25 protein-coding genes, 1 pseudogene and 1 riboswitch are annotated in these 26,877 nt (G+C 43.4%); of the genes and pseudogenes, 7 read left to right on the top strand and 19 right to left on the bottom strand.

Annotated features, from left to right (window positions below; translation table 11 throughout):
• Nucleotides 1-124: 124 nt before the first annotated feature.
• Entirely contained in the window at nucleotides 125-625 is a 501-nt protein-coding gene (locus FZC79_RS17010; RefSeq protein WP_148947959.1) for a phosphatidylglycerophosphatase A family protein, read from the top strand.
• A 666-nt stretch (nucleotides 626-1,291) separates the two neighbouring features.
• Here FZC79_RS17010 and FZC79_RS17005 read toward each other — a convergent pair.
• Nucleotides 1,292-2,056: a TIGR01457 family HAD-type hydrolase gene (locus tag FZC79_RS17005; protein ID WP_148947958.1), complete on the bottom strand. Its 765-nt coding sequence runs from the start codon at nucleotides 2,054-2,056 to the stop codon at nucleotides 1,292-1,294.
• 106 nt (nucleotides 2,057-2,162) lie between these two features.
• Nucleotides 2,163-2,600: a DUF86 domain-containing protein gene (locus FZC79_RS17000; RefSeq protein ID WP_148947957.1), complete on the bottom strand. Its 438-nt coding sequence runs from the start codon at nucleotides 2,598-2,600 to the stop codon at nucleotides 2,163-2,165.
• A gap of 213 nt (nucleotides 2,601-2,813) precedes the next feature.
• Here FZC79_RS17000 and FZC79_RS16995 point away from each other — a divergent pair, with 213 nt between their 5' ends.
• Complete coding sequence (locus FZC79_RS16995) at nucleotides 2,814-3,131, top strand: cytosolic protein (protein ID WP_148947956.1); 318 nt, start codon at nucleotides 2,814-2,816, stop codon at nucleotides 3,129-3,131.
• 94 nt (nucleotides 3,132-3,225) lie between these two features.
• Here FZC79_RS16995 and FZC79_RS16990 read toward each other — a convergent pair whose 3' ends face one another.
• A complete protein-coding gene (locus tag FZC79_RS16990) occupies nucleotides 3,226-3,501 on the bottom strand; it encodes a YutD family protein (RefSeq protein ID WP_148947955.1) in 276 nt (91 codons plus the stop codon).
• Between the two features lie 133 nt (nucleotides 3,502-3,634).
• Here FZC79_RS16990 and FZC79_RS16985 point away from each other — a divergent pair, with 133 nt between their 5' ends.
• Complete coding sequence (locus tag FZC79_RS16985; protein WP_148947954.1) at nucleotides 3,635-4,363, top strand: YhcN/YlaJ family sporulation lipoprotein; 729 nt, start codon at nucleotides 3,635-3,637, stop codon at nucleotides 4,361-4,363.
• A gap of 79 nt (nucleotides 4,364-4,442) precedes the next feature.
• Here the strand turns inward: FZC79_RS16985 and lipA are convergent, their stop codons facing one another.
• Nucleotides 4,443-5,360, bottom strand: a complete 918-nt coding sequence (gene lipA / locus FZC79_RS16980; RefSeq protein WP_148948029.1) for a lipoyl synthase — start codon at nucleotides 5,358-5,360, stop codon at nucleotides 4,443-4,445.
• Between the two features lie 333 nt (nucleotides 5,361-5,693).
• Here lipA and FZC79_RS16975 point away from each other — a divergent pair, with 333 nt between their 5' ends.
• Nucleotides 5,694-6,680 (top strand): M23 family metallopeptidase, encoded by a 987-nt coding sequence (locus tag FZC79_RS16975; RefSeq protein WP_435873953.1) that lies wholly within the window; start codon nucleotides 5,694-5,696, stop codon nucleotides 6,678-6,680.
• Between the two features lie 498 nt (nucleotides 6,681-7,178).
• Here the strand turns inward: FZC79_RS16975 and FZC79_RS16970 are convergent, their stop codons facing one another.
• Nucleotides 7,179-7,277, bottom strand: a complete 99-nt coding sequence (locus FZC79_RS16970) for a methionine/alanine import family NSS transporter small subunit (RefSeq protein WP_113926762.1) — start codon at nucleotides 7,275-7,277, stop codon at nucleotides 7,179-7,181.
• Nucleotide 7,278: 1 nt separating this feature from the next.
• The gene (locus tag FZC79_RS16965) at nucleotides 7,279-8,805 is read right to left on the bottom strand and encodes a sodium-dependent transporter (protein ID WP_148947953.1); all 1,527 of its coding nucleotides are present in this window, start codon (nucleotides 8,803-8,805) and stop codon (nucleotides 7,279-7,281) included.
• Between the two features lie 303 nt (nucleotides 8,806-9,108).
• Here FZC79_RS16965 and FZC79_RS16960 point away from each other — a divergent pair, with 303 nt between their 5' ends.
• Nucleotides 9,109-9,309 carry a hypothetical protein gene (locus FZC79_RS16960; protein WP_187442840.1) on the top strand — a complete coding sequence of 67 codons (201 nt, stop codon included), beginning with the start codon at nucleotides 9,109-9,111 and terminating at the stop codon, nucleotides 9,307-9,309.
• 297 nt (nucleotides 9,310-9,606) lie between these two features.
• On the opposite strand, the gene FZC79_RS16955 is transcribed toward FZC79_RS16960, so the two are convergent.
• From FZC79_RS16955 to sufC, 11 genes are all read right to left on the bottom strand, one after another.
• Entirely contained in the window at nucleotides 9,607-11,184 is a 1,578-nt protein-coding gene (locus tag FZC79_RS16955) for a Na+/H+ antiporter NhaC family protein (RefSeq protein WP_148947951.1), read from the bottom strand.
• 114 nt (nucleotides 11,185-11,298) lie between these two features.
• A riboswitch (Lysine riboswitch) is annotated at nucleotides 11,299-11,489 on the bottom strand.
• 623 nt (nucleotides 11,490-12,112) lie between these two features.
• The gene (locus FZC79_RS16950; protein ID WP_148947950.1) at nucleotides 12,113-13,222 is read right to left on the bottom strand and encodes an HD-GYP domain-containing protein; all 1,110 of its coding nucleotides are present in this window, start codon (nucleotides 13,220-13,222) and stop codon (nucleotides 12,113-12,115) included.
• 347 nt (nucleotides 13,223-13,569) lie between these two features.
• Nucleotides 13,570-13,878 carry a YunC family protein gene (locus FZC79_RS16945; RefSeq protein ID WP_397541130.1) on the bottom strand — a complete coding sequence of 103 codons (309 nt, stop codon included), beginning with the start codon at nucleotides 13,876-13,878 and terminating at the stop codon, nucleotides 13,570-13,572.
• A gap of 51 nt (nucleotides 13,879-13,929) precedes the next feature.
• Nucleotides 13,930-15,300: a bifunctional metallophosphatase/5'-nucleotidase gene (locus tag FZC79_RS16940; RefSeq protein WP_148947948.1), complete on the bottom strand. Its 1,371-nt coding sequence runs from the start codon at nucleotides 15,298-15,300 to the stop codon at nucleotides 13,930-13,932.
• Between the two features lie 142 nt (nucleotides 15,301-15,442).
• Nucleotides 15,443-16,267, bottom strand: coding sequence for a sulfite exporter TauE/SafE family protein (locus FZC79_RS16935; protein WP_148947947.1), 825 nt, complete (start codon nucleotides 16,265-16,267; stop codon nucleotides 15,443-15,445).
• 64 nt (nucleotides 16,268-16,331) lie between these two features.
• Nucleotides 16,332-17,174 (bottom strand): DUF72 domain-containing protein, encoded by an 843-nt coding sequence (locus FZC79_RS16930; RefSeq protein WP_148947946.1) that lies wholly within the window; start codon nucleotides 17,172-17,174, stop codon nucleotides 16,332-16,334.
• Between the two features lie 644 nt (nucleotides 17,175-17,818).
• A complete protein-coding gene (gene sufB / locus FZC79_RS16925) occupies nucleotides 17,819-19,216 on the bottom strand; it encodes a Fe-S cluster assembly protein SufB (protein ID WP_148947945.1) in 1,398 nt (465 codons plus the stop codon).
• A gap of 35 nt (nucleotides 19,217-19,251) precedes the next feature.
• Nucleotides 19,252-19,686, bottom strand: coding sequence for a Fe-S cluster assembly sulfur transfer protein SufU (sufU, locus tag FZC79_RS16920; RefSeq protein WP_148941499.1), 435 nt, complete (start codon nucleotides 19,684-19,686; stop codon nucleotides 19,252-19,254).
• Nucleotides 19,676-20,905: a cysteine desulfurase gene (locus tag FZC79_RS16915; protein WP_148947944.1), complete on the bottom strand. Its 1,230-nt coding sequence runs from the start codon at nucleotides 20,903-20,905 to the stop codon at nucleotides 19,676-19,678. Before FZC79_RS16915 ends, sufU begins: the two co-directional genes overlap by 11 nt.
• Nucleotides 20,905-22,215, bottom strand: a complete 1,311-nt coding sequence (sufD, locus tag FZC79_RS16910) for a Fe-S cluster assembly protein SufD (protein ID WP_148947943.1) — start codon at nucleotides 22,213-22,215, stop codon at nucleotides 20,905-20,907. The genes FZC79_RS16915 and sufD overlap by 1 nt, the downstream gene beginning before the upstream one ends.
• 17 nt (nucleotides 22,216-22,232) lie before the next feature.
• On the bottom strand, nucleotides 22,233-23,018 hold the full coding sequence (gene sufC / locus FZC79_RS16905) for a Fe-S cluster assembly ATPase SufC (RefSeq protein ID WP_113926776.1): 786 nt from the start codon (nucleotides 23,016-23,018) through the stop codon (nucleotides 22,233-22,235).
• A gap of 287 nt (nucleotides 23,019-23,305) precedes the next feature.
• Here sufC and FZC79_RS16900 point away from each other — a divergent pair, with 287 nt between their 5' ends.
• Both FZC79_RS16900 and FZC79_RS16895 read left to right on the top strand, forming a co-directional pair.
• A complete protein-coding gene (locus FZC79_RS16900; RefSeq protein WP_187442852.1) occupies nucleotides 23,306-23,569 on the top strand; it encodes a hypothetical protein in 264 nt (87 codons plus the stop codon).
• Nucleotides 23,570-23,665: 96 nt separating this feature from the next.
• Nucleotides 23,666-25,366, top strand: a pseudogene (locus FZC79_RS16895) (IS1182 family transposase).
• Here the strand turns inward: FZC79_RS16895 and FZC79_RS23285 are convergent.
• Both FZC79_RS23285 and FZC79_RS16890 read right to left on the bottom strand, forming a co-directional pair.
• Nucleotides 25,356-25,514 carry a hypothetical protein gene (locus tag FZC79_RS23285; RefSeq protein WP_187442851.1) on the bottom strand — a complete coding sequence of 53 codons (159 nt, stop codon included), beginning with the start codon at nucleotides 25,512-25,514 and terminating at the stop codon, nucleotides 25,356-25,358. The pseudogene FZC79_RS16895 and the gene FZC79_RS23285 overlap by 11 nt on opposite strands.
• A 477-nt stretch (nucleotides 25,515-25,991) precedes the next feature.
• Nucleotides 25,992-26,357, bottom strand: coding sequence for a carboxymuconolactone decarboxylase family protein (locus FZC79_RS16890; protein WP_148948027.1), 366 nt, complete (start codon nucleotides 26,355-26,357; stop codon nucleotides 25,992-25,994).
• Nucleotides 26,358-26,877: the final 520 nt, after the last annotated feature.

Below are 26,877 nucleotides of genomic sequence, written 5' to 3'. Positions count from 1 at the left end.
CTGAATTTCCTGCGATTTTGCAGATTCATCACTATCCTGACAAGATAAGGGCAATAATAACGGAATGAATAACAACTTGAATGGATAGGGTTTCATGAAAAAATTTCAGAAAAAGGTGACGTAGATGAAGGATAAAGAATCCAAAGAATTATCAGAAGAAACGGCACGCAGATGGCTGCATGAACGCGGTGTCGAAATAGATGATATCGCTGAACTTGTCCTGTTCCTGCAAAAAAAGTACCATCCAAATCTGGGGATTCAAGAATGCCGGGATAATATTGAACGGGTATTATCAAAAAGGGAAGTCCAAAACGCTATCCTTACAGGAATTCAATTAGACAGACTTGCCGAAAAAGGAATGCTTGAAGAGCCTTTACAATCCATCATAGAAGTCGACGAAAGCCTGTATGGCGTCGATGAAATCCTCGCCTTCTCCATAGTGAATGTATACGGGTCTATCGGCTTTACCAATTACGGCTATATCGATAAGCAAAAACCCGGTATCCTGGAAAAATTAAATGACAAGTCATCAGACAAATGCCACACATTCCTTGATGACATCGTCGGCGCTATCGCTGCTGCCGCCTCTTCCAGGCTTGCACACCGGTATGAAGAAGCTGAATAAACTAATTTTCATGTGAAGGCTCTCCGCCTTCTTTTTTATTTTGGAGATTGGGTTTGTTGTGATTTGGTGTTCGAAATCTCTTTTGGGAAGAGATATCCTTTTTGTTGGAGTTTCTATGGCCTTTTGGGTGACACCTCATCCCGATGGATTTTCGACCGCTCTCGAGGGACACCTAGACCTCGTTTTCTGAGCTTTGATGTCCTTCAGGCGCTCCTCGAGGGACACCTGAACCTCCTTTTCTGAGCTTTGATGTCCTTCAGGCGCTCCTCGAGGGACACCTGACCTCGATTATTGGACTTTGGTGTCCTTCACACGCTCCTCGAGAGACACCTACTCTTCGATTTTTGGACTTTGGTGTCCTTCACACGCTCCTCGAGGGACACCTGAACCTCGTTTTCTGAGCTTTGGTGTTCTTCACACGCTCCTCGAGGGACACCTGACCTCGATTTTTGGACTTTGGTGTCCTTCACACGCTCCTCGAGGGACACCAGCCTCAAATTTCCCCACATCAGGTGTCCTTGATTTACTTTTCTGCGCCCCCCCATAATCTTTTTGGTAATACCCACGTCAAACATCCCCTTGCTTCTAATCTGCACCTTCAAATGACAGTCTTCTATTCCAGGCAACAAAAAAAGGAAGGCTATCCGCCTTCCTTTTAAACAAAAATCAAACTTCCCATTCATCAAGGGAATTGATGGTGTACGTGGGTTGTACTTCTTTTTCACTCAGAATCTCTCTTGTAGTGACGCCTGTATGAACGAGCAGCGTATCCAGTCCCGCATTGATCCCTGCCAGAATGTCGGTATCATAGTTGTCCCCGACCATCAGCGTGTTCTCTTTCGGTACCCCCAATACTTCCTGCGCTTGTTCCATAATGATGGACTCTGGTTTACCGATGAAGATCGGCTGCGTTTGCGTTGAAACGGTGATGACTGATGTCAATGATCCATTACCTGGCAGCAAACCTCTTTCTGTCGGAATCGCGATATCTCCATTTGTGGAAATGAAGGTGGCACCATTCCGGACGCCCAGGCATGCCAGTGCCAGCTTTTCATAATTGATGGAACGGTCGATTCCGACCACGACGAAATCCGGGTTTTCTTCAACGATAGACAAGCCGTTTTCTTCCAATGCAGAACGGATGCCTTCTTCTCCAATAACATATGCCGTGGCTCCCTGCTTTTTCTCTGAGATGAATTTTGCTGTAGCCATTGATGTTGTAAATACTTGTTGTGGTTGGGCAGGAATATCAAAGTTCCTTAATTTTTCCGCAACCTTCTCAGGAGTTGCCGATGAATTATTCGTTACAAAAAGATATGGCAGCCCTTTTTGGATCAGGCGGTTCACAAAATCTCCTGCTTCTTCAATTTTTTCTTTTCCTCTGTACATCGTTCCGTCGAGATCGATTAAGTACCCTTGATAGTTCTTCATAATTACCTCCAGCATGGCTCTCTTTAAAAAGAGCATCATGTATGTCTTGTTATGTTAGTATCCGCTGTTTCATTTCAGGTCTTGCCTGAGCTCCGTGCTTTATTCCTCAGTTTCTAAAAGCAGAAACCGGACCCAGTTCATTTATCAAATACTCCCTTATGCGGCCAGGGAATGATTGCAGTGATTCCATCTGGTTCGAGAAGGTTTTTTCCACCGCTTCATGATCGATTCTAGTGTATTCCTGCACGATCATTTTGCGGTAAAGAATAACTTCTTTCAAGCCTGATTCCATTTCTTTAGTAATGACTTTTTCATCGAGAAGAATATCAATAATATCCTCGTAGCTGCCCGGGTCCCTCATGATGAATCCATCGATCATCGCATTGCCTGTATCAAGGATGGATTCGATCAATGTGTGTGAAATACGTTCCAGCGCAAGCTTTTCAAGCGGTGACGTCCATTCGGACTGAGCCTGAAATAACTCCAGCTGACTCTCCATATATAACAGAATTTCTTCAATTTTTTCACGGTCAACAAAATACATTCTGCAGCACCTCGCCTAGTAATGACAGGACCTCCCGCAATCACCATTGCTTTTTCCTTCTCTGCGGATAAAAAGCAACCCTTATACGAAGACAGCCTTTGTCTAGTTTTCAACTTATAGTGTAACATATTCCTGCAAAATTCTTCTCCATAATACTACCAGCATGATACAGCGGCACCTCCATATACTAAATACTAATCGGAGGTGGCTAATATGTTTTTTAACAAGGAAAAACGCACCCTTGATAAAGAAGAAGAAGAAGTGTACTCGGATTTTTCCAACGTGGAGACCATGCGGAACTTCCTGGTGCCTGAACAAACTCCTGAAGGGCCCTATGGTGCTCCCAGGGGAAAATATACACCTGTTGAAAATAAATCAACTCCATGGAAGGAAGGACAGCGTTATTACAGCGCCTTCAACTATGAGTTCAAGTCCCTGCATCAGGACATTCCTCGGCAGGACCCCGGTTCCCATCCGGTCCATGCCGATCCGGACCGCAATGAAGAACCCCCTTATATGGAAAATAAATAAATTAAAAGCCGGCATCCCGATATGGAATCTGCCGGCTTTCTCACATTAAAGCACTAAAAGGGACAGTCCCTCTTAGTGCTTTAACGTACTAAAGTCATTGTTTTGTTTTCTTGACAACAAAATAGGGACATCCAAAATTGCAGAACTCGTATAGATAATCCTTGATTGTGGTGATTTTGGTATCAAAGGTTGCTTTTTGATTCTGATCATCAAAGAATCCTTTGAGGCGAAGCTGACCATAACCCCAGTCACCAAGAATGTAATCATATTTATTCAGGATATCACTGTAGCGTGTACGAAAGGCTTCTTCGTTGAAGCCCTCCTGGAATTCCTCGATGACTTCGTAACACACGTTATTAATGCATACCATCTTACTTCACCTACTTTCCATAAATAAACCGTTATCCGATGGTTAAAAAACCTCTACTTTAAATTATAACTGATTGTCCATTAATTACTAAGAGAAAAATACAATTCTACTGGTCATTATAACAAATGAGGAGGTGTTTTATTTGAAGAAGAAAATGCTTGCAGCAGGAGTCATCGGTTTTTCCCTATTAGGGGCAGGATGTGCCAGTGACCTGGCTTCAGACGGCGATGAGATTTTCCATGACAGCGGGAACACCATCAATGTTACTGAAGATGAAGACATTTACAGGGAAGTTGAAAATTCCGAACATGCCCGGGGAGAGCAGTTTGGCTATGTCAGACATCAAAAAAGCCCGATTGCCGGAAGAACCATTTCCACAGAAGATATGTACACCGTTGACCGCGAAAAGGTCGCCGACTATATCAGCCGCATGGCCGTCACACTACCAAAAGTCCAGGATGCTTCAACCCTTGTGACGGATGAAGAAGTATTGATTTCATACAAAACGGATGTCAAAGACAAAGATCTGCGTTTTGAAGTGGCTGATCAGGTCAAAAAATCAGGATTATCCGCGGTGCCGCGCTGGTATCATGTTTATGTTACCGATGATCCAAACCTAATGCAAAACGTTGAAAACCTTGCTTCGATGGATACCGATATGGCTAATGTCAACACAGCCATTGACGATACAATCAACCAAATGCTTCAGGCTTCCCCGCAAGGAAGGGCAGTTGACGCAGGTGAAAATGCCAATGGTGAAATGTATGACGAAATGGATGAAACCAACGAAGATGATGTACACCGAATCAACCGTGACAGACAAAAAAGATATGATCACACCGGCCACGATTCCACTCAATAACATATTAAGCTGTAGCTGAACCCAGTTAAATAATGCAAAAGGACTGACTCCTGTTAAAGGATCAGTCCTTTCTAATGTATTATGCCTTTTGAACTTCTGCTTCGCCCATTTCCTGTCTGGCTTTGGCAGCGGCATTAACTTGTTCGTCTGCATGGTAAGAAGAACGCACAAGCGGGCCGGCTTCACAATGGCTGAAACCTTTTTCCATCGCGATTTTGCGAAGTTCGGCAAACTCGTCTGGATGGTAATACTTTTGGACCTTCAGATGCTTTTTCGATGGCTGGAGGTATTGACCGATCGCCATGATATCCACATTTGACGCCCTCAAATCATCCATGGTTTCAATGATTTCTTCTTTTGTTTCCCCAAGTCCGACCATGATGCTGGACTTAGTCGGTATTTCAGGCTGAAGTTCCTTAGCACGGGAAAGGAATTCAAGAGTACGGTCATACGTTGCGCGCGCTCTGACTCTCGGTGTCATGCGTCGAACCGTTTCGATATTGTAGTTCATGATATCCGGTTTAGAGTCCATCAATGTTTTGATGTTGTCAAAAACACCGCCCATATCGGAAGGAAGTACTTCGATCGTGGTGAATGGATTTTTTCTGCGGATGGCTCTTACGGTTTCAGCAAATACAGCAGAACCTCCGTCTTTCAGGTCATCACGGGCAACAGCCGTTATAACGACATGCTTCAGGTTCATTAACTGAACTGAATCTGCCACTCGTTCCGGTTCAGCCAGATCCAGCTCATTCGGTAGACCTGTTTTAACCGCACAGAAACGGCAAGCACGTGTACATATGTCCCCAAGAATCATGAATGTCGCAGTACGTCTTGTTCCCCAGCATTCGTGAATATTCGGGCAGCGTGCCTCTTCACAAACTGTGTGAAGATTTTGTTCACGCATCATTTTTTTCAAGCCCATATAATTATCGTTCGTGTTTAACTTGATTTTAAGCCAATCGGGTTTACGAATGTGCTCTTCTTTTTTACTCATAATTTCATCTCCATTCATTGAAGTCACTGTCTAATGCAAACAGAGTGAAACGCTATTTATAGCGTATGCCTATATTTATGTAAAAAAATACTGAAGTAAACAAGGTGTTCCTTTGTCACTTTATCACACTAAATTTGGTAAGACAAGCCTTCATTCCCCCGATTACCAATTATTGATATTTATGAAAACAGAAGACTGTAACACAATAATGATAGGACTAAAAAGAGTGTTTACACATAAATCAAGGCAGCATCTGCTAAAGGTGATTGCCGGTTCACCCTACAGGCTTTGCCACATCAATAAACCATCCCTAAGAAAAGGTGGAGATATCAATTGTCCAGAAAAATAATCGCCCTTATTCTATGCAGCTTTCTCCTTTCATCTTTTAACATAAAAGTGCAGGCAGCAGGAGAAGAAGAGCACTTGCAGGAAAGAATGGAGCTTTTCAAAAAAATGGAGGCAGCCACGCAGATCCCTTGGTATTACCTTGCTGCTGTGGACCAATATGAACGGAGCCTGCGTTTTGCCAGAAAAGACTTACCCAAACCAGAGAATCCTATCTCCATCTACTTCCCTGCATCAGAGTGGGCAGGTCCTCTCAACCCGAATCCGGAAGACCAGAATCCTAAAACCATCACTTTCTTTGAAGGAATCGGGGCGGATGGCAACAGCGATGGAATTGCAGACCGGAACAACGATGAAGATGTACTGGCCGCTTTCTCTCACTTCATTCTGAATTATGGAATAGATAAAGATAACTTCAGGATAGCTTTATGGAACTATTATAAAAGAGATAAAACCGTCAGTATGATCATGGGCAAAGCCAAACTTTATAAAACATATGGCCACCTTGACCTTGGAGGAAAAGCATTTCCCCTTCCTTCAAGATTTAATTACAGCTATAAAAATACATGGGGAGATGCCCGGGGATATGGCGGCAGAAGGATTCATGAAGGCACCGATCTTTTTGCGGATTATGGTGTCCCCGTCAGATCAACCAGTTACGGAATCGTTGAAATGAAAGGATGGAACCGCTTTGGCGGCTGGCGCATCGGTATACGTGATATCAATAATACCTACCACTACTTTGCCCACTTAAGCGGCTTTGCTAAAGATATCGAAGTCGGGCAGACCGTTGAACCCGGCATGCTGATCGGAGGCGTCGGAAGCTCAGGCTACGGACCGCCGGGAACGTCAGGAAAATTCCCACCGCATCTGCATTATGGAATGTACAAAGACAATGGATACACTGAGTGGTCCTTTGATCCTTACCCATACCTGAGAGTGTGGGAAAGACAGGATCGTCAGAAGAAGAGCTAGTTGGGATTTTTACCTTTTATTTTGAGCCTGGCTCAGATTTACTTTTTTGAGCCAGGCTCAGATTTCACCTTTTGAGCCTGGCTCAGATCCACCCTTTTGAGCCTGGCTCAGATCCACCCTTTTGAGCCTGGCTCAGATCCACCCTTTTGAGCCTGGCTCAGATTTACCCTTTTGAGCCTGGCTCATATCCACCTTTTTGAGCCTGGCTCAGATTTACCTTTTGAGCCTGGCTCAGATCCACCTTTTTGAGCCTGGCTCAGATCCATCCTTTTGAGCCTGGCTCAGATTTCACCTTTTGAGCCTGGCTCAAATCCACCCTTTTGAGCCTGGCTCAGATCCACCCTTTTGAGCCTGGCTCAGATTTACCTTTTTGAGCCTGGCTCAGATTTCACCTTTTGAGCCTGGCTCAGATTTACCCTTTTGAGCCAGGCTCAATTCCACCTTAATTCCCCACATAAAAAAGAGCCCTGGGGAATCCCAAAGGCTCTTCAATATTCATTACTTTGATTTTTTCATTGCATTAAGGATGCTGCCTGCCAAGCCGCCCCATATGATTACCATACCGAGAATCATCATAAAAATAGCACTGCCTGTCATATTAGCTTACCTCCTTATAACTTTCAGCTTCTGTTTTTGCATGCCAGCGTTTGAATGTTAAAGCAAATCCTGCAAGCAGCGCAAATGCTGCAACGAACCAGCCGCCGAATAAGATGAATGAATCGGCATATCCTTCATAGTTACCCGTTTCAGTATCAAACTCTTTAAGCAGGTTCATCTTGAACAGTCCGAACATCATATAGCCAAGAACGATTGGTGTGATGACTCCTAGACAAGCTTTCCACCAGCCGCCTAGACGGATGTCGGAAGCGATATTTGCATGCTCCTGGAAGCTGTTCAGCTTGCGAAGGAACCAAGCGATGGCCACAACTTCGACAAGTCCGACGAATGCTACACCGAACTGATTGATAAAGTAGTCTGCTGCATCAAGGAAGTAAAGACCTCCTTGTGTAGCGAAAAGAATCGAGATAAGAGCTGCAGCCCCTCCTCCGAAAGCGATTGCTTTATTCCGGGAGATACCGAATTTTTCCGAGAAACCTGCAACGTACGTTTCTGTAATCGAAATCAACGAAGACAAACCAGCCAGAACTAATGAAGCGAAGAACAAGAAACCAAATAGTCCATTAAGAGCCGGGAATGCATTGATGATCTGCGGGAAGACGACGAAGGCCAGCCCTACTCCTCCTTCTACCACTTCTTGGACAGATACACCTTGAGAGTTTGCCATGAAGCCCAAGGCTGCGAATACTCCGATACCAGCGAGCAATTCGAAACCGGAGTTGCTGAATCCGGTGATGAATGCGTTATTTGTGATATCAGATTTCTTTGGCAAATAGCTTGAATACGTAATCATAATAGCGAATGCAATGGATAAACTGAAGAAAATCTGACCGTATGCAGCCATCCATACACTTGGCTCCATAATCACATCAAAGTTAGGCTGGAAAAAGGCATTCAATCCATCCAGCGCACCCGGCAATGTAACAGCACGGACAACGATGATTAAGAAAAGAATGACCAGTGCAGGAATAAAGATTTTGTTGGCAACCTCAATACCTTTTTTAACGCCTTTAAAGAGAACTCCAAGCGTAATGATCCAGACTAGGACCAATGGCAGGAATACCCCCATGACAAGACTTCCAGTTTGCCCTGGTGTTTCTGCAAGCTTTAAGTAGTCCCCGTAAAGGAATCCCTGTGTGTCGCTTCCCCAGCTTTGTTTGAAAGCAAATACACTGTAGGACATAGCCCAGGCAATGATGACTGCATAGTAGGTGGATATGACAAACGAAACAAATACAGCCCACCAGCCAATCCATTCTGATTTTCTGTTCATGCGGAAAAATGAAAGCGGTGCAGATCCCCTGTACTTATGGCCAAGAGTGAACTCAAGGACCAAAAGTGGAATTCCTGCAGTCAGCAAAGCAAATAAATAAGGAATAAAAAATGCCCCTCCGCCGTTCTCATAAGCTACTGCAGGGAAACGCCAGATGTTTCCGAGGCCGATTGCAGAACCGACCGCCGCCAGAATGAATCCGGCTCTCGTGCCCCATTGTGAACGATTTTCCATGATAACTCCCCCCTGAATTCGTTTTAAATGTTTAGTATTTTCAGATTATTTGGATAATCTAAAAACAGTATAGCTAGTAATAGGACGAATGTCAAAGTATTATTTGAATTTTCACTTTTGTTATTTCTATTCTTAAAATAGAGCCCCTTCTATACGTGTATACAAGTCTGGATGCTATCTTGATATAACTTTTAATTTTTATCACTAAACTCAACAAACTTATCAGGCATTCTCCTTCGCCAGACATTGAGTTATACACAAAACGATTGGCAGATTTTTTTCAATTCACAACGGGTCAACGAGGTGTTCGGCGTATCTATCGACGAAATCGGTCTTCCTATCAACGAGTTCGGTGCTTCTATCAACGATATTGCTCTTCCTATCAACGAGTTCGGGGCTTCTATCAACGACTTTGCTCTTCTTATCAACGGGTTTAGGGCTTCTATTAACGACTTTGCTCTTCCTATCAACGGGTTCGAGGCTTCTTCTATCGACTATTTATAGATTGCTATCAACGCTCTCTATTCTTTCTTTTTGGCTTTTTTCTAAAAGATTGTTGCTTTTGATGCTCTTCATTTTCACGTGAAAGGATTGGAGCGGAAGGCGTGCGACCTCCAGCGGGACTAGCGGGACAGGTGAGACCCCTAATCCAGTTGCAGCGCCCACCCCCTCGGGGTCGCGCTCCTTGAGCGGAAATCCATTACTTTCACAATAGCCACAATCTTTGCGAAGCAGCCTTCTTTTTATAAAAAAAAGAGGGTCCGCTAAATAGCGAAACCCTCTCTTTTTTAAAAAGTATAATCAGCTTCCGGCTGCTGCATTGGCTGCTTTCTTGCCAAATACAGCGAATAGAACCAGAAGGATAATCGTTACCCCAAGACCCGCAAGAGTGCTTCCTGTCAGTCCAAGGGCCACAAAACCGATTGATGCGATGACAGCTCCAGTAATTGCATACGGAAGCTGGGTGATAACGTGGTCAATGTGATTGCTTCCCGCACCTGTAGAGGAAAGAATCGATGTGTCAGAGATTGGCGAACAGTGGTCACCGAAAACTGACCCCGCAAGTACCGCCGCCATGGCTGGCAGCAGAATGCTTACATCTGTAGCCGCTGCAATTTCTCCGGCAATCGGAAGCAGGATACCGAATGATCCCCAAGAGGTACCTGTCGCGAATGCCATGACTCCCGCCACTAAGAACAGGATGACCGGCAGCAATCCGATATTCAGATTGGAGCTTTCGACTAGACCTGCCAAGTACTCTCCGGTTTGAAGTGAACCGATCAGTGTCACGATCGTCCACGCAAAGATCAGGATATAAACGGCAGGAAGCATGGATTTGATTCCTTCAATGAACCCGGTTCCCAATGCACTTCCAGTAATGGCAGTCGATGAAGACATCTGTCTGAAGAAGAAAATCAGAGAGACTAGAAGTCCGAATAATCCACCATAAAGCAGAGAAGTCGATACGTCTGTATTTTCAAAGATAGCTAAGAGAGATGCCTCTCCTCCATCAGCAGCAACAGCCTGATATCCTGTCCAAAGCATGGCACTGACTGTACCGGCAACCAGCGCAATAATCGGCCAGATCAGGTCACCTACTGTCCCTTTCTCACTCACAGGCAGGTCATTTTTCAACTCGCCTGGTATGTCTTTTTCAGGATCGTAAACTTCGCCAGTATTGATTGCACGCTGTTCATGTTCACGCATTTTTCCGAAATCAATTCCTCTGTAAGAGGTAATGAAGACAAGTCCGATGGCAGCCCACACATAAAGATTCATCGGAGCGATTTGGAGAAAGGCAGAGAACGCCGTATATCCTGTAATCGCGTGGTCTGCTAAAATTCCGCCGATGAGTGCGATGATAAATGCTCCCCAACTTGAAATTGGTGAAACAACACAAATCGGAGCAGATGTAGAATCGATGATATAAGCCAATTTAGCTCTTGAAATTCTATGGCGGTCTGTAATTGGTCTTGAAACCTGTCCAACTGCCAGCGCATTAAAATAATCATCAATAAAAATAATGATACCCAGAACCGCAGTCAGGATTTGAGCGCCCGCTCTTGTTTTAACACGTTTCAGTGCCCATTCCCCGAAAGCCCTGCTGCCACCTGAGATATTCACAAATGCAGTGATGACCCCAAGGATCAATAAGAAAAGGATGATATAAACATTCCATGTATTGAGCTCGCCGCCATCTACGAAAATGCCTTTAAATGCATCCCAAATGATAGAGAATGTTTCCGTGATAGAGAATTCCGCCAGAAGCAGCCCGGCAGAGAGGATTCCGACACCAAGTGAAAGAAGTACTCTTCTTGTCAGAATGACCATTAAAATGGCTAATAGTGGTGGTACTAAAGAATAAATAGAGTTTTCCATTGTTTCTCCTCCTATAATGACAGGGAGGGAATTGCAGAATGATAGAAGAAAATAAAAAAAGGCAGTAATAGAGAATCCTATTATTACCTTTTGTAATATAGTCATTTCTCCATCTCGATCTGTAGCTCCCCATTATAATCTTCGAAAGACTTATAATGACAGTGTTACCCTTATTCAAGGTAACCCCAGCAGCAAGGATTCCGACCAATCCCATTCTGCTTCGGCACATATCCCCTTTCAACCAAGATCACAGTTGTCATTCTCACTCGGTTTACTGATGAATAGGTGCAGCCTCTACCCCATCGGATTTAGATGATTGAGTAAATATTAAATTCACTTGATTAATATATCAGGTATATCGGTTCCTGACAAGAATATTTTGTTCTTTTCCGTGAATTTCCACTGTACTCTATACCTCAGCTTTTACAGCATCACAGCTGTTGGTAACATACTGTGGTACTTCTTTCTCCTTTTCCGATAGATTACTGCCAGGAATATAGGGGCTGTTCTCCTACCACCAGGCTTAGTGCTGCAGGCAATATCCTCTTTCATGCAGGGTCTTCTTCGCATAGGTTGTTGCTTATGAAAATTGATGGATTTCCGCTCCAGGGGAAGGACTCCGCTCCAATCCTCATACGTAAAGGGAATGAAGGTAAAATCAGATTCTAACATCAAAATAGAATGTTTTAGCATTTAGAGTTGTCTAGGAAAAATTTAAGTGCAGGTTCCATTCCGGATACAAAGATTTTCTCTCTCTAAACAAGAGAACAGCTCTCTTCTTCTTGCTATAGCAATACTCCCTTTGAATAATGGCCTTAACTTAATAAATTCATATTAAAAAGCCAATCTTTTAGAAAAAAGTCTTAAAAAAATCCCTGCTTACAAGCAATATATGCTTCTAAGCAGGGGAACACTGTAACAAAATATTTTATACTTCCATCAATCTGCTTTCAAACTCGGAATCGAATCCTGTGATGGTTGTATCCAGGCTTCTTCCCAAATCTAGAGAGTATGGTTGTGAAAGCTCTTCTCCGTTTTCCGCAATGATGCGGAGAATCGGTCTATGGGTAAGCCCTTTATTCTGCTTCTCGACAATTCCCCTTCTGCCATCACTCAGGACGACCACCATCCCGTTCGGATAGATGGCTACAGACTTTCTGAAAGCGTGGATCACATTGGCATCAAACAGAGTGCCTGAACCAGCGTACAAAATCTCAAGAGCTTCATGCGGCAGCATGGCGTCCCGGTAAACCCGGTTGGAAGTCAGAGCATCGAAAACATCCGCAACGGCAATGATTTTGGCAAAAGGGTGTATTTCATCCCCTTTAAGGCCGCGCGGATATCCAGATCCATCAAGGCGTTCATGATGCTGAAAGGCGCAATGGGCCACAAGAAGAGATACATTATGTAACTGCCTCAGAAGATCAAACCCGTATTCTGAGTGTTTTTGTACTTCATTGAATTCTTCATATGTAAGTTTATCCGGCTTCATTAAGATATCTTCCGGTACCTTCATCTTTCCGATATCATGCATGATGGCTCCGAGTCCAAGCATATCAAGCTGCTTCGGAGGCATCCCAAGCTCGATTCCAATCGCGAGGGTATAAAGAGTGACATTGAACGAATGATGAAATACATAAGAGTCATAGGTAAAGACATCTGTCAGTAACGTCAGCAAATCGCCGCTGCCTTTGATTTCGTTAAGAATCGTATCTATGACTTCCTTAAAGCTGCCGGCACTTTGTTCCAAGGCAACAAGGTTGCTGGACACAGAGTTCTTTTCCAAATGGCTGAAGGTTGAATCTATCTTGTTGACCGCATCCTGCCTGACCTTAGCAGGAATGGAATCAGCCGCTTCAATTCCTGCCGATAAACCATCTTCTATGTATACATACTGGATATTCAGTTGGATTAATCTTTGGACCATCCGGTTTGTAACGGAGACACCCGACTTGATAAGGGCCTGTCCGTTACCATTATAAACGGTTGATGCCATGACCATACCTGGTTTTAGAGTTTTGGCTGATATAAATCTCATCGAATTCTCCTATGTATACTTAATCATTTTCGACAAATTTTACTAATATCTTCATTATAAAGCATTTAAAGGTATTTTCAAGAGAACCATAATTGATTCGATTATTATTTTTCAATAATCCTTTTGTCGTCCTAATTTCCTTGTAAGAGTATTCCAGTTTCTATCTCTATAAGGGATTTCCCGCTTCTTTTGAAAAATACCATTAATTCCACTTACTTATATACCCTCTTTTTTCACCTTGAAACATAAATATTCCAATTGTTCTATAATTTTCTTGGTAACATTCACTTCTTGATGTGCTAATGAGTTAAAAAATCCTGAACCAGAACGGGCTCAGGATTTCTAACTTATATCATCTTCAATAGCGCCTCTCTTCCAGGCATCCCGGAAGTAATACCTAATTGTTCTGCCTCATGAGTCACCGATTCCAAGGGAGCGTCTATCAACTGCTGGATTGTTTTCACCCCTACAGCTCTGCCTGCAATGATTTTCCTGTCCTTCAGCTTTTCATTCAGCAGGCCGACATCAAGCGCACCGCACATTATATATCCCTTGTCGCTTGTGACGACAAGCAGGTTTGTTTTGGGAAGCTGCACAGATACAGCCAGAAAAGTGTGACCCTCTATCTCCACTGGGGAAAGATTCATCAATGTCATCCTCTCCTTTCAACTGTTATGTTATGAAAGGGGGCAAGGAGAGGTTACAGTTTATCTTGAATTCATTCCTTTAAGTTTCCAGGCAAGCACATCTCTAAGAAATTCCGGCATATAATACTGCTTTTCATTCCGCTGCAACTCAGGGAAGAAGTGCCCGAAAGTAAACATGTCTGTCGTTGCCAGCTTATACGTACGACGGTGATTAATAGGCTCTCCATTGATAAATATATGGTGAATATCTTTTCCAAAGGTGATCGAACTGTAAGCGAAGATCCCCATGACTTTCCCGCGGAAACCCAGCCCTTTTACTTGTAGATGATGAAGTTCTTCATCTCTTGTTGCCTTGATCACTTCTTTCAATTCCGCCCCAGTCAAGTGAATCACACAGGGGTTGATCGGATGAGGCAGAATCCTGTGTATATCAAACTTGCTGACCTTGCCCTTCCGCAGTCCTTCCAGTACCAGTCCGGCATTCAGGAAAGCGCAATCTGCTTCACACCAATGAAGCAGGGCGTCCGAAAGCAATTGAGGCAGTTCTGAAGGGTTAAACCAGTCCGCTTTTAGATCCCTTTCCAAAACGGCTGCCGTTTCATTCAGCATCTTTTCCCCTTCGTCATGCCACCCTTTTATCTGCTTTTCTTCATCTTTTGAAACAGGAAGTCCATCTTGCTCATAAAGCTGAGCCTTTCGTGTAGAGAAGATCTTTTGATCAGTATCAAACTCTAATATAATATGGCCCACATAATGTCCATGTTTTCCCGCCGCCCCCAGCAGCGTTCCGTTGATTTCTTTTCCTTCATGAAAAATATGGTGGGTATGAGCTCCCAAAATGATATCAATCTCTTGGTACGATTCCGCTATCCACTCATCGTCCCTTATTCCCAAGTGAGAAAGAAGGACAATCATATCAGTCTGAGGCGACAGCTCCTTCATCCAGAAGTCCAGCTGATCCATCGGAGAATATATATTCCATCCTAATGGTTTATAAAAAGGAGCAAAATGGGCGGTCAAACCCAGGACACCAACCCTCGTTCCTGCTTTGGTTTCATAAATGCTGTAAGGCTTTGCCCAGGCAGGGATCTTGCCATCCTTCGTATGTAAATTGGCAAGCAGCACTTCAAACCGGGCATCACTATATAAGTCATTCAGTTCGCTATATGAGAACGTGATTCCCTCATTGTTTCCGATTGTAACCGCATCATAGCCAACATCATTCAGCATCTCGACATTGCCTTTCCCCAAGGTGGCTTCCGAAAGAGGATGCCACCTGTCGACATGATCCCCGATATCAAAGAGAAACACTTCATCTCCAGCATCAAGATGCCACTGTTTTCTCAATTTCAGAAAGTCGCGGATTCTCGGCCAATTTTCAAAATGGCTATGTAAATCGTTTGTATGATAAATATGAATTGTTTCTTTCACTCTTTCACCCACTTCCTTTTAAAACACTGAATCCCAGACAGAGTACCGACTAAAAAACTCAATCAGGGATTGAAAGTCCAGCTGGTACTATTACGTTTCATTTTACCTATGTATAGTGAATGAAAACATGAAGCCCTCAAATTCACCCGGTAAATCCTTGATAAACAAGCCGGATCCCGATCAGGACCAATATGATTCGCAGAATATTGACAAGTGCCCCTGACTGAAGCTTTGAATTCAAATACGCTCCCCCTTTTGCTCCAAACCAGGCTCCCGGGATAATCGCAAGCGCATAAAGCCAGTTAATGTTTCCTAAATAAATGTGTGTGGCGGAACTGACTAAGGCGGATAAAAACACCATGAACATGGAGGTAGCCACCGCGACATGTGGGGGAAACAGGAATACCAGAATCATGGCCGGCACCATCAGCGATCCGCCGCCGATTCCGAATAGGCCGGAAGTAAAACCGACAAAAAAGGCTATTGCCACACCAAGCACAGGCGGAAATCCATAGGAGAACTGTCTTCCCGAAGCATCCGTAAAGCTGCGCTGGTAACTGCTCTGTTTAAAAGTTTCAATTGGTTTAATCTTGTTGCGGATCATCAAAATAAAGGAGACTAAAATCATAAAAAAACCAAAATATAAATTGAAGGATTCCATACTAAAAGACTTATTTGCAACAGCACCAATAATGGAGCCAGGACCGGCACCAATAAAAAATAACAGTCCGCTCTTGTAATCCACCGTCTTATGCTTAATATAGGACAGAGTTGAAGAAAGGCCTGTAAAAATCATGATAATCAGTGAAGTTCCAACCGCCACTTGCGGACCTAAGTCATCAAGTAAAGCGGTGTATCCCCCAAAGAAAACCAGGGCAGGAACGATAATCACTCCTCCTCCTAACCCGACCAATGAACCAAGCGCTCCAGCAAAGAGGCCGATCAGCACTAATAGTATCCATTCCATGTTGTCATCTCCAAATCTTTTACTTCGTTAGTTTGCCATGAACCGAAAAATTCTCCAGGCAGGCTTAAAATAAATCAAGCTGCCTGGGAGCAAGGTCCGTATATTGTATATCGAGCATGTCCAGGAACTGCCTGGCGTTGTCTGCTGCATCTCCGCCCGAATTATTATTAAAAACAATAAAAATATCTTTCGTTTGCTCTTTCAGCGTTTCAAGCTTTTCTTTCCAATCTGATAATTCTTCTTCATTATACCGATAAAGATAGCGGACCTCACGCCAGTTATCTCCATTCGGCTTCTGCCACCCATGTACGTTTCTTCCATGAAACCTGACCAGCGTCATATCTTCCCTGGCCGCTTCAAGCACAGTCGGCACCGATCCCTCCCCTGATTGGGGTTCGTCACATATGCTGTGTATCCAGCCCTCTTCTCTCATAAACGAAAGCGTCCTTTCCCTATATTGAGGGTAGAACCATGATTGATGCCGGAACTCCAAGGCCAGCGGCAGATCTCCCAGCCTGTCCTTGCAATACCTTAAGTATTCCACATTCTCTTTTTTACAATCGAACCAGGGTGGAAATTGAAGAAGCACCATACCAAGTTTTTCTGCTTCGATGTATGGCTTCAGCGAGGATGTGAATGCCTGGAACATTTCTTCTTTGCTGCTGAATGGAATATCCCCTCGGTTATGTCCAGTCATTCCTTGATACGCCTTTACAATGAACTGAAAAGAAGCCGGCGTCTCTCTCACCCACTTTTCTGCATTTCTTAATGGCTGGACAGCATAAAAAGTAGAATCCACTTCAACAATCGGGAAGTGCGCTGAATACTCCTTCAGCTTATCCCTTTGTGAGATATTGGTATACAGTGAATCATGATCACCCCAGCCGGTTAATCCGATATATATCAAAACAGCACCCCGTTTCGCAGTATGCTTTTATCCAGGCTCTTGTTTTAACCTTTGCTGCTATCTAATATACCTTTCAAGGAATAACGCCATAGTACACTGGCTTACTGAAAGAACTGAGTTTCTCTCCCTGTTAAAATCTTCAGGGACCAAGGAGTTAAATCAGGTTTTAAGATTATTCCGAAAGCAGCAATTTATTTGAGTTCAGCCTTTATTTAACATACCACTGTTGCCGGTTATTGGGCAAACAGTTGATTTTGCCGGCTGTCTTGAAGATGTTATCACCAAAATAAATAATTTCCCTCCGTACTATTTTCAGGTTTGTATTGATACTCACCATTCTTCAGCTGAACAATATGGATGACTTTCGAATAGGCAGCTCCTTAATGCAGTCGAAGGGTTGTTCTATCGGCGATTTGGCTGCTTTTATCGGCGTTTCCGGTAGGTTTATCGGCGGATAATAACTTTTATCGGCGATTTCTTCTAGTTTATCGGCGGAAATCCCTCATTTATCAGCAAACCAGCTAATTTACTCGCACTCCGCAAATTTTTCGTTATCAGAGGGGCGGAAAATCCTAATCGTGCGTACAACCAACGGGCCTTACACACAAAAAACCCGCATGCATAATGCATACGGGATTTCTGTATTAACCGATAGAACCTTCCATCTCGAACTTGATCAGACGGTTCATTTCGACTGCGTACTCCATTGGAAGTTCTTTTGTAAATGGCTCGATGAAGCCCATTACGATCATTTCTGTCGCTTCTTCTTCAGAAATTCCGCGGCTCATCAAGTAGAACAATTGCTCTTCAGATACTTTTGAAACTTTTGCTTCATGCTCCAATGAAATATTGTCGTTCAGGATTTCATTGTAAGGAATTGTATCTGAAGTTGACTGATTATCCATGATCAGCGTATCACACTCTATGTTCGAGCGCGCTCCATCTGCTTTACGTCCAAAGTGAACGATCCCGCGGTATGTTACTTTACCGCCTTGTTTAGAAATCGATTTAGAAACGATTGTAGAAGAAGTATTAGGTGCAAGGTGAGTCATTTTCGCCCCTGCATCCTGATGCTGGCCTTTACCTGCCAAAGCGATTGACAGGGTCATGCCTCTTGCGCCTTCTCCTTTAAGGATGACCGCAGGGTATTTCATCGTCAGCTTACTTCCGATGTTTCCATCCACCCATTCCATAGTTGCGTTTGCTTCACAAACTGCACGCTTTGTAACAAGGTTGTATACGTTATTCGCCCAGTTCTGGATCGTTGTATAACGGCAGTAAGCATCTTTTTTGATGATGATTTCAACAACCGCTGAGTGAAGAGAGTTCGTTGTATAAACAGGTGCAGTACAACCTTCAACATAATGTACGCTTGCTCCTTCATCAACGATGATTAGTGTACGCTCGAATTGTCCCATGTTTTCAGAGTTGATACGGAAATACGCTTGAAGAGGTGTTTCCACTTTGATCCCCTTCGGTACGTAGATGAAAGATCCACCTGACCATACTGCGGAGTTCAGAGCAGAAAACTTATTATCCGTCGGCGGGATGACTTTCGCCCAATGTTCACGGAAAATTTCTTCGTTTTCCTTTAATGCAGAATCTGTATCCTTGAAAACAATACCTTGCGCTTCAAGGTCTTCTTGCATATTGTGGTAAACAACCTCAGATTCATACTGCGCTGAAACACCGGCAAGGTATTTCTGCTCTGCTTCAGGAATACCAAGCTTGTCAAATGTTTGTTTGATCTCTTCTGGAACCTCATCCCAAGAGCGTTCTGATCTCTCAGAAGGCTTTACATAGTAAGTGATTTCATCAAAGTTCAAACCAGCCATGTCTCCGCCCCATTGCGGCATTGGCATGTTATAGAAATGCTCCAAAGATTTCAAACGAAAATCAAGCATCCATTGAGGCTCATTCTTCATGCGTGAAATTTCTTCAACAATTTCACGAGTAAGGCCGCGTTTCGAACGGAAAATTGATACGTCTTTATCAGAGAAACCGTATTTATAATCTCCGATCTCAGGCATTTTTTTCGCCATGTTGATTCCTCCATTCTAGTGTGAGTCCTTTAGGGTTAGTTCCCTTCCTTGACTCCTTTTTCCATCGCCTTCCAGGCAAGTGTGGCACATTTGATGCGTGCCGGGAATTTTGCCACTCCCTGAAGGGCTTCTATATCACCAAGGTCAATATCCTCATCATATTCTTTTCCTTGCATCATATTCGAGAAAACTTCAGAAAGCCTCATTGCCGTCTCAATGTCTTTTCCAATGATAATCTGAGTCATCATTGAAGCGGAAGCCATTGAGATTGAACAGCCCTCTCCATCGAATTTGGCATCTGTCACTTTCCCATCTTCCACTTTCAGGTTCAGATGGATACGGTCGCCGCACGTAGGGTTGTTCATATCTACTGTAAAGCTGCCGTCTTCAAGTGTGCCTTTGTTGCGAGGATTTTTATAATGATCCATAATCACCTGTCTGTACAATTGATCTAAATTGTTAAAAGACATCGCTGAAATACTCCTTTGTTTTCACTAGTCCGGAAACAAGTTTGTCAATATCTTCTTCTGTATTGTAAATGTAGAAGCTTGCGCGCGCCGTAGCGGATACCTGCAGCCACTTCATCAATGGCTGTGCACAGTGATGTCCTGCACGGACAGCGATCCCTTCTGCATCTAGTACTGTAGCAACATCGTGAGGATGGACATCATCAATATTGAAGGTGACAAGGCCAGCCCGCTTGGCAGGATCCTTCGTTCCAAAAATGGTCATGCCTTCTACTTCGGACATTTTTTCCATTGCATAGGCCGCTAAGCGGTGTTCATGCTTTTCAATGTGATCCATACCTATTTCCTCAAGAAAATCGATGGCCGCTCCAAGACCGATTGCGCCCGCGATGATAGGTGTACCGGCTTCAAACTTCCAAGGAAGCTCTTTCCAAGTCGATTCATACATGCCGACAAAATCGATCATTTCGCCGCCGAATTCAACAGGCTCCATTTTTTCAAGAAGATGTTTTTTACCATATAAGACACCGATCCCGGTTGGACCAGCCATCTTATGGCCGGAAAAAGCGAAGAAGTCACAATCTAGGTCCTGGACGTCGACCTTCATGTGAGGTGCCGCCTGGGCCCCATCGACCATCATGACCGCGCCATTTTCATGGGCGACCTTCGTAATTTCCTTGATAGGATTCATCGTCCCGAGGACATTCGAAACCTTCATGATCGATACGATTTTGGTTTTGGATGTTACTGTATTTTTGACATCTTCTACTGAAATCGTTCCATCTTCTTGAAGGGGAACATATTTTAAAGAAGCGCCGGTTTCTCTGGCAAGCTGCTGCCAAGGAATGATATTGCTGTGATGTTCCATATGGGAAATGACGATTTCATCGCCTTCCCTCACATTGGCTCTGCCATAACTTGCAGCTACCGTGTTAATCGCTGTAGTTGTTCCCCTGGTGAAGATGATTTCCTGGGTTGACTCCGCATTGATGAACTTGCGGACCTTTTCCCTGGCACCTTCATACCCGTCTGTCGCAAGGGTCCCAAGGGTATGGACACCACGATGGACATTTGAATTATATTCACGGTAGTACTTATCCATAGCTTCAATAACCTGCACAGGTTTCTGTGAAGTAGCGGCACTGTCCAGATAAACTAACGGATGGCCATTGACTTCCTGGTCGAGAATCGGAAAATATTTACGAATCTCTTTTGCATTCATTAATTTACTTTCCTTTCGATGACCTCTGTCAGCTGCTTTTTAACTCCTTCGATAGGAAGCTGGTTAACAACCGGGGCCAGGAATCCGTGGATGACAAGGCGTTCTGCCTCTTGACGAGGGATACCGCGGCTCATCAGGTAGTAAAGCTGAAGCGGGTCAACACGGCCGACGGAAGCAGCATGTCCTGCTGTAACATCATCTTCATCAATCAATAGAATCGGGTTGGCATCTCCGCGTGCTTTTTCGCTAAGCATAAGAACGCGTGATTCCTGTTCTGCATTGGATTTCGAAGCTCCATGTTCAATTTTTCCGATGCCGTTGAAGATGGAAGATGCTTCGTCCTTCATGACACCGTGTTTAAGGATGTATCCTTCAGAGTTCTTTCCGAAGTGTACCACTTTCGTCGTGAAGTTCTGCTTTTGCTTCCCTCGTCCGACTACCACGGTTTTTGTATCAGCATAAGAACCGTCGCCCATAAGGTTCGTTACATTTTCTGAAATGGTATTTCCATCATTCATCAAGCCTAGAGCCCAATCGATGCGGGCATCTCTTGCAGCCGTCCCTCTGCGGTTAACGTAAGTTGTAATCCCGCTTGCAAGGTTGTCCACTGCTCCGTAAGTCACTTTAGCATTGTTGTTAGCGAACACTTCCGACACGATATTGTAGATTCCCTCTTCTACATCTGTAGTGGAGATATAATTCTCAACATATGTGACAGAACTATTGTCATCTGCTACAACAAGTACATGGTTAAAAAGAGTAGTGTCTGCATTGTCCTGGATGTAGACAGCCTGGATCGGCTGTTTCACCTCTACGTTCTTAGGTACATATAAGAATACACCGCCGTTAAGAAGCGCAGCATGAAGGGCAGTCAATTTGTGTTCGTCCACTTTGACGCCTTCCTTCATGAAATACTTTTGCACAAGATCGCCATGTTCCTTGATGGCAGTCAGAATATCCGTGAAGATAACACCCTGGTCCTGCAGTTCTTGTGAAAGCGTCAAATAAGCAGGAGTGTTGTTCCTCTGAACGTATAAGTTATTACTGCTGCTCTCTGTATCAATTAACGCTTTAGCAGCATCAGGAAGCTCGCTTAAGTTCTCAAAAGGCTTGCTTTCTACTGTATGCTGTTTAAACTCAGTGAAATTCCACTTAGTGATTTTCGTTTTATCCGGTTTAGGAAGCTCCAATTCCCCCGCTTTAGCCAAAGCCTGGGTACGAAGGCCTGAAAACCATTCAGGTTCTCCAAGACCTTTTGAAAAGGAGTCCAAATATTCCTTTTCTACTGGTAGTTTCGTTTCTACAGTCATCTTAATCCCCCTAACGCTTACGCTTCTTGGCCGACAGTTTCGTCTTTGATGCCTAACTCTTCTTTAATCCAGTCATATCCTTCTGATTCAAGACGTTTCGCAAGCTCAGGTCCACCCGATTTCACAACGCGTCCCTGCATCATTACGTGTACTTTATCCGGTGTGATGTAGTTAAGAAGACGCTGATAGTGGGTAATGATTAAGCAGCCGAACTCTTCTCCACGCATTTTGTTAATACCGTTTGAAACGATTCTCAAAGCATCGATGTCCAAGCCGGAGTCAATCTCATCAAGGATTGCAATCTTTGGCTGAATCATCATCAATTGAAGAATTTCGTTACGTTTCTTCTCACCGCCGGAGAAGCCTTCGTTTAAATAGCGCTGAGCCATATCCGGATCCATTTCAAGCTCTTCCATGTTTGCATCCATTGTGCGGATAAATTTCATAAGTGATATTTCCTGTCCTTCTTCACGACGGCTGTTGATAGCCGAACGAAGGAAGTCGGCATTTGTTACGCCGCTGATTTCACTTGGATACTGCATCGCTAGGAATAAACCTACACGCGCACGCTCATCCACTTCCATTTCCAGAACATCTTCACCATCAAAAGTGATGCTGCCCTTTGTTACTTCGTACTTAGGATGTCCCATGATAGCTGAAGACAAAGTTGATTTACCAGTACCATTCGGACCCATTACTGCGTGGATTTCTCCACCTTTTATTTCAAGGTTTACACCTTTGAGGATTTCTTTTCCTTCGATCTCAACATGAAGATCTGTGATTGTTAAAGTTGAACCTGCCATTATTATACCTCCGCGACTTTATAAGAAAGTTTATTTTTAACCATTCTCAATTTATTCTCATTCCAATCTTATAACAAATAAAAGTTATAAGCAACTGTTTAAACCGAGGTTAAAAGGACATAAAACTGCATTATACTGACCTTTCATATTGTTTGCTTCCCCAGCTTTAAACATGTACAAAGATGCCTCCCAACAAAAAGGATTATGAGGCTTTCCTTATATTTCTCTACTCCAATAAGATTAACAAAGAATTCCCTATCAGTAAACACAACAAAAGCGGAAGCGCCTTGATCAGCCCCGACAGGCAAATGTTCCAAAGAGAAAAAAAGGCGGGCTTTCCTTTTATTCTCTTTGGGTTATTTGATCCCGAGGGGCTAGGCGCTGCAGCTGGACGCAACGAAAGCGCAAGCGCCTTGATCAGCCTCGACAGGCAAATGTTCCAAAGAGAAAAAAAGGCGGGCTGCTGTTTTTACGTCTATAAACAAAGAAAAGAGGCTGGGACAAAACCCTCCTCTAAGATGAAAAAGCTGGAGAAATTTTACGACGAGTAAAATTTCTCCAGCTTAGATTATTTTTGAATTAAAATAAGGACCTCTTCTGATAAAATAAAGTTACCACACAAAATTCCATCTGAAAGAAGGGTCCTTATGTTTAAAAATTATATCATGAATCAAGTGGTTTTGCCCCTGGATTTAGAAATCAAACTTCAAAAAAATGATATTGCCTTCTCCGTGCACGACCTCGTTGAGCAAATACCACACGAAGCCTTCGATTCGTTCATACGAAGCACAGGCTGCCCTGCTTACCATCCACGTATGATGATGAAGATTATTTTATGTGCTTATACCCAATCCGTTTTCTCAGGAAGGAAAATTGAAGCTCTCCTCGGCGACAGTGTCCGGATGATGTGGCTTGCCTAAGGGCATGAACCGAGCTACCGCACGATTAACCGGTTTCGTGTCTGCCCAGAAGTAAAAGCGCTTCTTCGTGAGTGCTTTGTTCAATTTCGCTGCCATCTCGTTAAGCAAAAGCATATTGATGATGAAGCGATCTTCATTGACGGAACCAAACTTGAAGCTAATGCCAATAAGTTCACGTTCGTTTGGCGGAAAACGGTGGAGAACTACAGTGCTGGTCTCATTGAAAGATCGAATCAACTCTATGATGAACTAGTGGAAAAGGAAATCATACCTGAAATAGAACGGGAAAGTCCGGAGGTGCTCTCTACAAAAGAGTTGGCTAAAGTCGTGGGGAAACTCGAAGACACCGTTGATGAACTCACTACAACCATCGAATCCAGTAAGGACGTAAGCGAACGAAAACAGCTTCGCTCAGCACGTAAAATGCCCAAGCAGCTCCTCAAACAGTTTAAGGATTTTGTCGCACGCAAACAAAAGTATGAACAGGCCATGGCCACTTTCGGTACGCGCAACAGTTATTCTAAGACAGATCGCGACGCCACCTTTATGCGGATGAAGGACGATTACATGAAGAATGGACAACTAAAAGCTGGCTACAATGTACAAATTGCGAGCGAAGGGCAGCACGCTCTTGCCTATGATGTTTTCCCTAATCCGACCGATACACGGACGTTCATTCCATTTCTGAATACGATCGAAAATCACTTCTTTACACTCCCAAAATACATAGTGGCTGACGCTGGTTATGGGAGTGAAGAAAATTATGAGGATGTCTTTGAAAATCGAACCGCTACGCCACTGATTACCTACAACATGTACCGCAAAGAGAAAACGAAAAGGGCTCAAAAGAATAAATTCAATACGGCCAATTGGAAGTACGACGAAGAAACCGATTCATTTACTTGTCCGAATAATCAACAACTCACATTCCGCCACCTGTCACACAAGACAGACCGAAACGGGTTTTCTCGGGAGTTTAAGGTGTACGAGTGCGAAAGCTGTACGGGATGTCCTTTCCGTTCTGAGTGCACGAAAGCCAAGGAAGGAAATCATCGAAAACTATTATTAAATGTAAAATGGGAACAACAAAAAGAGAAGATAAGAACACTGCTTTCAGACGAGAAAACGGGTGAAATCTACGGCCGACGTAAAATCGACGTAGAACCAGTTTTTGGATTTCTGAAAGCTAATTTAGGTTTCACAAGATTGTCGGTCAGAGGCCAGGAGCGCGTGCAAAATGAAATGGGCTTCGCGCTGATGGCGGTTAACTTGAGAAAGTTGACTGCCAGGAACGCAACCTAATCCACGAGAGTAGTGAAAGAAAAGGGCTTCAATCATCCGAAATGATGATTGAAGCCCTTTTTTCATGATTTTTGGCTAGTTATGTCCCAGCCTCTTTTCTCCTTGTTTCTTCCTATTATATATTAGCGTGTACTTTACGATCCAAATCGGCAATCATTCTTCTGCTTTCGACGTATTCATTCTCTCTTCTCTTTTCCACTTGCATACGAACTTTATGTTTTCTCTTATAGGTTTCATAGCCTACTCCATGGGCTCCATGCATCGCCTTTTCCATTTCATTCGTATACTCCATTTTTAGAGAGTCGTTGATAATGAATCATTCCTTTCAGGTTTTTAACTACGTATATAATGTTACTACCCCCGTATTTTAAAAACAAAACGCATATAAACTGATTTCCAGTTTTTAACGGAGTTGTCAGCTGTTTTAAAAACACTGAAACCCCTCCACCTTATATTTTCACAATATTCCCACGCTATGCTTCTGTTTTGAACTTTTAAAATTAAGTTTTGTGTAGCACAAATTGGCTTTAGTGAGAATGACACAGAGTGCCATAAGTGATACCAAACTTCATATTACCTGGACACCAAGGAATATTTCACCGGCTCTGATGGTCTTCAAACTACTCTAAAGGGACACTATACACCTATTTTATCAGCTGAGGGACTGTCCCTCTTCGCAGTTAATGTTAATTCAAAACCTATCTATAAAATGAGAAAAGCTGACAAATCGATTCTGTCAGCCTTGTAGTTACTATTGTTTTAGTTGGTTCAGTTCTGTAATTGATTCCTGAACAAGTGTGACCGCCTGGCTCATGGCAGCTCCACCGCCAAATGCAGCCGTTACTCCAACAGCTTCAAGGATTTCCTCTTCTGAGCATCCTTGATCGATGCATCCTTTGGTGTGATAGATGATGCAATACTCATCTTGTGAGTACAAGCTGATGCCCAGTGCGATCAGCTGTTTATCTTTTTTAGAGAGAACTCCTTCTTTGAAACATTCTTCTGTGAACGCATTATAATGGTGAGCCAACTCCGGCATTTTTTTAGTAAATACACCTAATCCCTGCTTATAATGGTGCAGTGCAGCTTCTGTAGAATTTCTGAAATCCATTTCCATTTGCTCAACTCTCCATTCTGTAATTGAATCCAATTCAGAAATAGTATGAGCAAAAGGGGGAAATTTTATTTAAATAAGTAAGAAAGCGTCATCCAATTAAGAAACTTGAAACATGCTAGCCGACTTGCTTTTCCTTTTAACTCTAGCGTGAATTTATAACCAAATTTATATGAGAAGTTGATACGCCGGTTTATATTGGATTCTCAGTTCCTTGCTTATGTTGACTGGAGTGGAAGGTGTACGACCTCCTGCGGGACTAGCGGGACAGGTGAGACCCACTGGCTTTGCGTAGGTTCCAAAATAAGTAAATAGAGCGGGAGAAGTTATAGACAAACACAAAAAAAGCTCCTATTGTAGATGTATTGACTGTTTGTTCCCAAAAACAAACTATCTACAAAAGGAGCACAAAACCTCTATTATGTTAGCTCAAAAAACAGTCATTAGTCAATGTTTATCTTTATTACCAACAAAGCATTTAGCTTGTCCTCTTATGAACTACGATATGAAAAAGCTTACTAAC

The sequence above is a fragment of the Rossellomorea vietnamensis genome, from assembly GCF_008180615.1.
GTDB lineage: Bacteria > Bacillota > Bacilli > Bacillales > Bacillaceae_B > Rossellomorea > Rossellomorea vietnamensis_D.
Note: the sequence above shows the minus strand (reverse complement) of the source record. Positions and strands in the feature narration are given on the sequence as shown.